The sequence below is a fragment of the Methylobacterium sp. P5_C11 genome, assembly GCF_054049775.1.
Map to the genome: position 1 here is coordinate 23937 of NZ_JBFULS010000063.1, position 6177 is coordinate 30113.

At 75.1% G+C, this 6177-nt stretch carries 6 protein-coding genes; 2 read left to right on the forward strand and 4 right to left on the reverse strand.

The features are described 5' to 3' along the window. The first annotated feature begins 53 nt into the window (after positions 1 to 53). Positions 54 to 419 (forward strand): lysozyme inhibitor LprI family protein, encoded by a 366-nt coding sequence (locus ACXJKQ_RS23920; RefSeq protein ID WP_457108188.1) that lies wholly within the window; start codon positions 54 to 56, stop codon positions 417 to 419. A 10-nt stretch (positions 420 to 429) separates the two neighbouring features. On the opposite strand, the gene cuyB is transcribed toward ACXJKQ_RS23920, so the two are convergent. The 4 genes from cuyB to ACXJKQ_RS23940 all read right to left on the reverse strand — a co-directional run bounded on the left by cuyB (position 430) and on the right by ACXJKQ_RS23940 (position 4261). Continuing rightward, on the reverse strand, positions 430 to 1152 hold the full coding sequence (cuyB, locus tag ACXJKQ_RS23925) for a cysteate racemase (RefSeq protein WP_457108189.1): 723 nt from the start codon (positions 1150 to 1152) through the stop codon (positions 430 to 432). Positions 1153 to 1259: 107 nt separating this feature from the next. Next, the gene (locus tag ACXJKQ_RS23930; RefSeq protein ID WP_457108190.1) at positions 1260 to 2111 is read right to left on the reverse strand and encodes a LysR family transcriptional regulator; all 852 of its coding nucleotides are present in this window, start codon (positions 2109 to 2111) and stop codon (positions 1260 to 1262) included. A gap of 12 nt (positions 2112 to 2123) precedes the next feature. Continuing rightward, positions 2124 to 3110, reverse strand: coding sequence for an ATP phosphoribosyltransferase (gene hisG, locus ACXJKQ_RS23935; RefSeq protein WP_457108191.1), 987 nt, complete (start codon positions 3108 to 3110; stop codon positions 2124 to 2126). Next, entirely contained in the window at positions 3107 to 4261 is a 1155-nt protein-coding gene (locus ACXJKQ_RS23940) for an ATP phosphoribosyltransferase regulatory subunit (protein WP_457108192.1), read from the reverse strand. Before ACXJKQ_RS23940 ends, hisG begins: the two co-directional genes overlap by 4 nt. 197 nt (positions 4262 to 4458) lie before the next feature. Between ACXJKQ_RS23940 and ACXJKQ_RS23945 the strand changes: the two genes are divergently transcribed. Then, the gene (locus ACXJKQ_RS23945; protein ID WP_457108193.1) at positions 4459 to 6144 is read left to right on the forward strand and encodes a methyl-accepting chemotaxis protein; all 1686 of its coding nucleotides are present in this window, start codon (positions 4459 to 4461) and stop codon (positions 6142 to 6144) included. Positions 6145 to 6177: the final 33 nt, after the last annotated feature.

The window sequence follows — 6177 nt, forward strand, 5'->3', positions numbered from 1 at the left end:
GCGATCCTGTGATCCCGGCCGGAGCCTTTCCGCGGCCGGCCCGTTGGGAGGCCATGTCGAAGCCTCTCGTCCTCGCCCTCGCGCTGGCCGCCCTCGCGGGACCGGTCGCCGGCGCGATCACCGCGCCGCCCGCCCGGGCGGCGAGCTTCCCGTGCGACAGGGCCGAGGCCCCCGACGAGAAGGCGATCTGCGCCCGTCTTCCCCTCAACGACCGGGACGTCGAGATGGCGACCCGGTTCGAGATCCTGAAGAGCGTGCTGCCGATGGGCGGTCAGGCCAAGCTGCGCGACGACCAGGAGGCGTGGCTGAAGGAGCGTCAGGCCTGCGGCGGCGACGTCGGCTGCCTGACCGCCGCCTACGATGCCCGCCTGAAGGTCCTGCGCGGCGTCCTGGCGGAATTCGCCAAGCAGGGCCCCTGAGAGCCCGCGTTCAGGCCGCGCGCGGCAGGGCCGCGGCATCGACGCAGCGATCCGGCCGGCACGCCGCCACGCAGGCGCACGCCAGCGCCTCGGTGGCGTCGACCAGCAGGCCGGACGGGTCGCTCCCGGCGAGCGCGATCGGGATCTCCGTGCAGGCCATCACCACCCGGTCGCAGCCGGCCGACGCCAGCGCCCGGACCTGCGCCTCCAAGAGCGGCCGCGCCTCGGCCACCCGGTGCGCCTTCACCAAGCGGATCGCCGCCGCCACCCCGGCCTGACCCTCCGGACCGGGTTCGAGGCACGCGAGACCGCGCCGCGCCAGCCGCTCTCGGTAGAGCCCGGTCCGCAGGGTGCCGTCGGTGGCGAGCAGGCCGATCCGGCCGCCGCGCCCAATCCCCGCCCGCGCCAGGGTCTCGGCCACGGCGTCGACGATGTGGAGGATCGGCAGGCCGGTCCCGGCCTGCAGCGCCGCGTGCCAGTGATGGGCGGTGTTGCAGGGGATCGCGATCCGGGTGGCGCCGCCGGCCTCGAGCCGCACCAGGGCGGCGCGCATCGCCGGCAGCGGGTCCGGGCCGGCGCCCAGGATCGCGTCGGCGCGGTCGGGGATGTCGACGGCCGAGCAGACCAGGGTCGGGATGTGGTCCTGGTCGCACCCGGCGGGCGTCGCCCGCACGAGCTTGGCCAGGAAGTCCACCGTGGCCATCGGACCCATCCCGCCGAGTACACCGAGCATCGCCGCCTCCGACCGTCGCAACTGCTCTGATGGGCTCCGACGGGGCGGGAATCCAATGCCGTGTCGGCACCGGCCATGCCGATCCGGCACCGGGCGCGCGGCGACGCCTAGGGTTCGGCCGCCAGGGCGGCGGCCGCGGCCCAGACCGCCTCGACCGCACCGCCTCGGCCGGCCTTGCGGTAGAGCCGGATCTCCAGCGCCGTGCCCGGCCCGGCCGCCACGAGGCTGCCGTCGGCGAGTTCGCGGGCGACGAGGCTCTCGGGCAGCCAAGCGCGGCCGTGGCCCGCGAGGACCATGAACTTCAGGGCCTCCGCCATGGCGTTCTCGTTGACGTGGGTGGCCGCCGCCCCGCCGCCGGCCAGTGCCACGACCCGGCCCAGGAACGAGTCCCGGGGATAGCCGAGCCCGGGCCGGTCCGCGGCCGGCTCCGGCCGGTGCACCGGCACGAGGCTGTCCCGGCCGATGGCGAGGTGCGGGAAGGCAGCGGGGTCTAGGGGGATCGGCACCCGGGGATGGTGGTAGGTCAGCAGCAGGTCGTAGCCGCCCTCGGCCAGCGCCTGCACGCAGGCGTGGAAATCGTCCGGGAGCAGCCGGCTGCCGAGGGGGCCGGTGCGGGCCTCGACGTCCCGGAACCAGCGCGGGAAGACGGTCAGCGCCAGGGTGTGGAGCGCGGCCACCGACACGGTCCGCGGCGGCGGCCGGATCCGGGCGCGGAGCGCGTCGCGGCTGCCGTGGAGCCGCCGCACGGTCTCCTCGGCGGTCTCCAGGAACAGCCGGCCCTCCGGCGTCAGGGCCGTCGGGTAGGTGCTGCGGTCGACCAGCGCGACGCCGAGCCAGCCCTCGAGCGCCCGGATGCGGCGGCCGAAGGCCGGCTGGGTGACGTGGCGCTCGACCGCCGAGCGCGAGAAGCTGCCGGTTCGCGCGAGGCTCAGGAAGTCCTCGAGCCATTTCAGTTCCATGGCGCGGCCGTCTCAGAGCCGCGCCAGCAGCCGCTCCGCCAGGGGGTTCTCGGCCGAAAAGGCGTAGTCGACCCGCCGCACCGTCACGGCCCGCGCCCCGGCCTCGACCAGCGCTCCGGCGAGGTCGAACACCGCGCCCTCGGGGCAGCGCAGGACGATCTCGCCCTCCGCGCCCTTCGGAGCGCCGTAGGGCAGCTCGGCCTCGTGCAGGCCCGCGAGGGTGGCGAGGTCGATCGTGCCGCTCTCCGGCAGGGCGGCGCGCACCTCCCGGGTGGTCCGGGCGCGCTCCTCGGCGGCGATGCGGCCGAGCACCGTGCGCAGCGCCGCCCGCTGGCCCTCGCCCCAGGGGGCCTTCAGCGAGGCTACGAGGTTGGCCTCGGAGCGCAGGATGATGCCGTCGTCCAGCACCTTCAGGGCGTTGGCGCTGAGGGTGGCGCCCGTGGTGGTGATGTCGACCACGATCTCGGCCGAGCCCGCCGCGGGCGCTCCCTCGGTCGCGCCCAGGCTCTCGACGATCCGGTAATCGGCGACGCCCTTCTCGGCGAAGAACCGCCGGGTCAGGTTGACGTACTTGGTGGCGACCCGCAGGCGCCGCCCGTGGCGGGCGCGCATGCCGGCCGCGACCTCGTCGAGGTCGGACATGTCGCGCACGTCGATCCAGGCCTGGGGCACGGCCACCACCACGGTGGCGTTGCCGAAGCCCAGCGGCGTCAACAGCTCAACCTGGCCGCGCACGTCCGGGAGGGTCTCGCGGATCAGGTCCTCGCCGGTGACGCCGAGATGGGCGGCGCCGGAGGCGAGTTGCGCGGCGATCTCGGAGGCCGAGAGGTAGCGCACCTCGACGTCGGGGACGCCGATGAGCTTGCCCCGATAGTCGCGGGCGCCCGCGCCCTGTGCGAGCTTCAGCCCGGCCCGGCCGAAGAACGCGCTGGCGTTCTCCTGAAGGCGCCCCTTGGAGGGGACGGCGAGGATCAGCGCGCCCGAGTCCGAAGAAATCATCGGCCGGCTCCCGCCACGCGCTCGATCCAGAAGGTGCAGCCCACCGCGGGCAGCGGCGCCGGGCTGCCGAGATGGCCGAGCAGGCCGTCGTAGCGGCCGCCGCCGACCAGGGTCGGGCTCTCGCCCGAAGCATCCCCCTGGGTCACCTCGAAGATGAAGCCGGTGTAGTAGTCGAGGTTGCGGGCGAAGCCGCCCTGGAAGCGGAACCGCTCGATCGGCAGGCCCCGGGCCGCGATGAAGCCGGTGCGCTCCTCGAACAGGTCGAGGGCGGCCGCGAGCGCGTCGTGACGGATATCGGCGTCGGCGACGAGCGCCCGCAGGTCGCGGGCGGCCGTGTCCGGATGGCCCGCGATGGTCCGGTAGCGGTCGAGGATCGCGCGGTTCTCGGCGTTGAGCCCGGCCCCGCCATGGGCCTGGGCGGACGCCTTGGCGAGGAAGCGCTCGGCGATCTCGCCGGCGCTGCGGCCGCCCACCGCCGAGATCCCGGCGATGGCCAGCACGTCCTCCACGAAGGCGCGCACGCCCCGCGGGTCCTGGCCCTGGATCGCCGCCAGCAGGCCGGCATGGGGGTCCTCGGGCCGGGCGCCCTCCGCGCCGTTGGTGACGGCATCGAGCGAGCGCCCGGCCGCAAGTGCCCGGAGCGTCCGGCGCTTGGCGGCGGGTGGGACCGCGAGGCCGTCGAGGAGCGCGCCGGTCAGCCCCATGTCGCCGAGCCGCACCGCCGGATCCGTGCGGCCGAACAGGGCGAGGCCCTCGAGGGCGAGGCCGAGAACCTCGGCATCCGCCGCCGGCGTGTCGGTGCGCCCGATCGACTCGATGCCGGCCTGGAAGAACTCGTCGGGCTCGTCGGCGGCCAGCCGGAAGACTGGGCCGCAATAGCTGTAATCGGCCACCCGCCCGTCGGCCTCCGCCCTGTGCAGGCGACAGACGGGAATGGTGAATTCGGGCCGCAGGCACAATTCGGCCCCGCCCGCGTCCTGGGTGACGAAGATCCGCCGGCGGATGTCCTCCCCTGACAGTTCGAGGAACGGCTCCAGCGGCTGCAGCACCGGTGGCGTCACCGGCCGGTAGCCCGCCGCCGCCAGATGGGCGAGCAGCCGCGCGCGCGCCGCGTCCCCCGCCCCCGTCTCGCCTGCCTCCGGTCGTGTCATCGGATCCACCTCGCGGGCGCTCTGTAGCAACCGCGGCCGGGCTTGGCGACACGCCGCCGGGAGGCGCGAGGCCGGCGCAGTGCGCAGGACTGCGCAGACGGCCGCCCAGGACCCGTCGGCGGCCATCAGCCTTTACGGAACCGTAATGCCGGATCGACAAGTGTTCGTGTGGTATTCAGACACTTTGTGGTCGTCCCGTGCACCTCCCCTTTCGCCTGCGGGCGCAATTCCGCGTGCTCGCCGGCCTGGTCGGCTTCATCGTGGTCGCGGTCGGCGCCCAGGCCGCCCTGCGGGTCTGGCAGAGCGCGGCGGTCACCCAGGAGATCGGCGACCGGCTGCTGCCGACGGTCGACCTGCTCGGCAACCTGCGCGCGACCGTGACCCGCGTACGCCTGGGCGCCACGCGGGTCATCGACGAGACGGAGCCCCGCGCCCATGCGCAGGCCCGGGAGCGCAACGAGGCCCGCATCGCGGAGATGCAGGGCCTGATCGGCAGATTCGCCGCCCTGCCGGCGAATCCCGAGACCACCGCGGGCTTCGCGACCTTTATCGGCCAGTGGCGGGCCTATCTCGCGGCGCAGGCGGAAGCCTTCACCCGCGTGGCCGGGGGCGATGCCGCTGGGGGACGGGCCGCCTTCAACGGTCCCGCCAACGCGCTCTACGACACGGCCTGGAAGAGCCTGGACGCCCTGAAGGCCGCGTCGAGCCACGCGGCGCAGCAGGCCGCCGACACGGTGCGCGACGCCAGTGCCGCGACCCTGACCACGATCCTGCTGGGCACCGGCCTCGGCGCGATGCTGGCGCTGGCGCTGATGGCATGGCTCGCGCGCGACATCGCCGGACGGGCGCTGCGGGTTGCCGCCGCCATGACGGACCTGGCCGCCGGCAACACCGCTGTGGTGGTGCCCTGCACCGACCGCCGCGACGAGATCGCCGAGATCGCCCGCGCGGCCCTGGGCTTCCGGGCGAGCCTGGAGCGCAACCGGGCGCTCGAGTCCGAGACCGCGCTGGCCCGGGCCGGCACGGAGGCGCAGCGCCGGGCGGCGATGCACGTCATGGCCGAGACGTTCGAGGGCAGCGTCGGTGGCGTGATCGAGGCCGTGGCCGCGGCGGCCGCACAGCTCCAGGCCACCGCCCGCAGCATGAGCGCGGTCGCGGCTCAGGCCTCGGCGCGGTCGGGCGGCGTCTCCCGGGCGGCCGGGGAGGCCGCCAACAATGTCGGCACGGTGGCGGCGGCCGCCGAGCAGCTCGAGGCCTCGGTGCAGGAGATCGGGCGGCAGGTCCAGGCCTCGGCCGGGCTGGCGCAGGGGGCGGTCTCGGAATCCGGCCAGACCGTGGCTCTGGTCCAGGATCTCAGCACCGCGGCCTCCCGGATCGGCGATGTGGTGGCGCTGATCTCGGGCATCGCGGCCCAGACGAACCTGCTGGCGCTCAACGCCACGATCGAGGCCGCCCGGGCCGGCGCGGCGGGCCGCGGCTTCGCGGTGGTGGCCGCCGAGGTGAAGGCCCTGGCCGAGCAGACGGCCCGGGCCACCGGCGAGATTTCCGGGCAGATCGGCCGGATCCAGGAATCCACAGGCCAAGCCGTCGGGGCGATCGACGGGATCGGAGGCCGCATCCGCGAGATCAGCACGGTCGCCGCCTCGATCGCGGCCGCCGTGGAGGAGCAGGGCGCGGCCACCCAGGAAATCGTGCGCAACGTCTCCGAGGCCGCCACGGGCACCAGCGCGGTCACCGACAACGTCGTGGGCCTGGCGGCCGCCGCCGACGAGACGGGGGCGGCCGCCGCCCAGGTCCTGACCTCGGCGAACGCCCTGTCGCGCGAGTCGGACCGGCTCGGCGCCGCGGTCGCCCGGTTCCTGTCCGACCTGCGGGCGGCCTGAGGACCCTCAGAGCGGCCGGGCGGTCCCGAGACC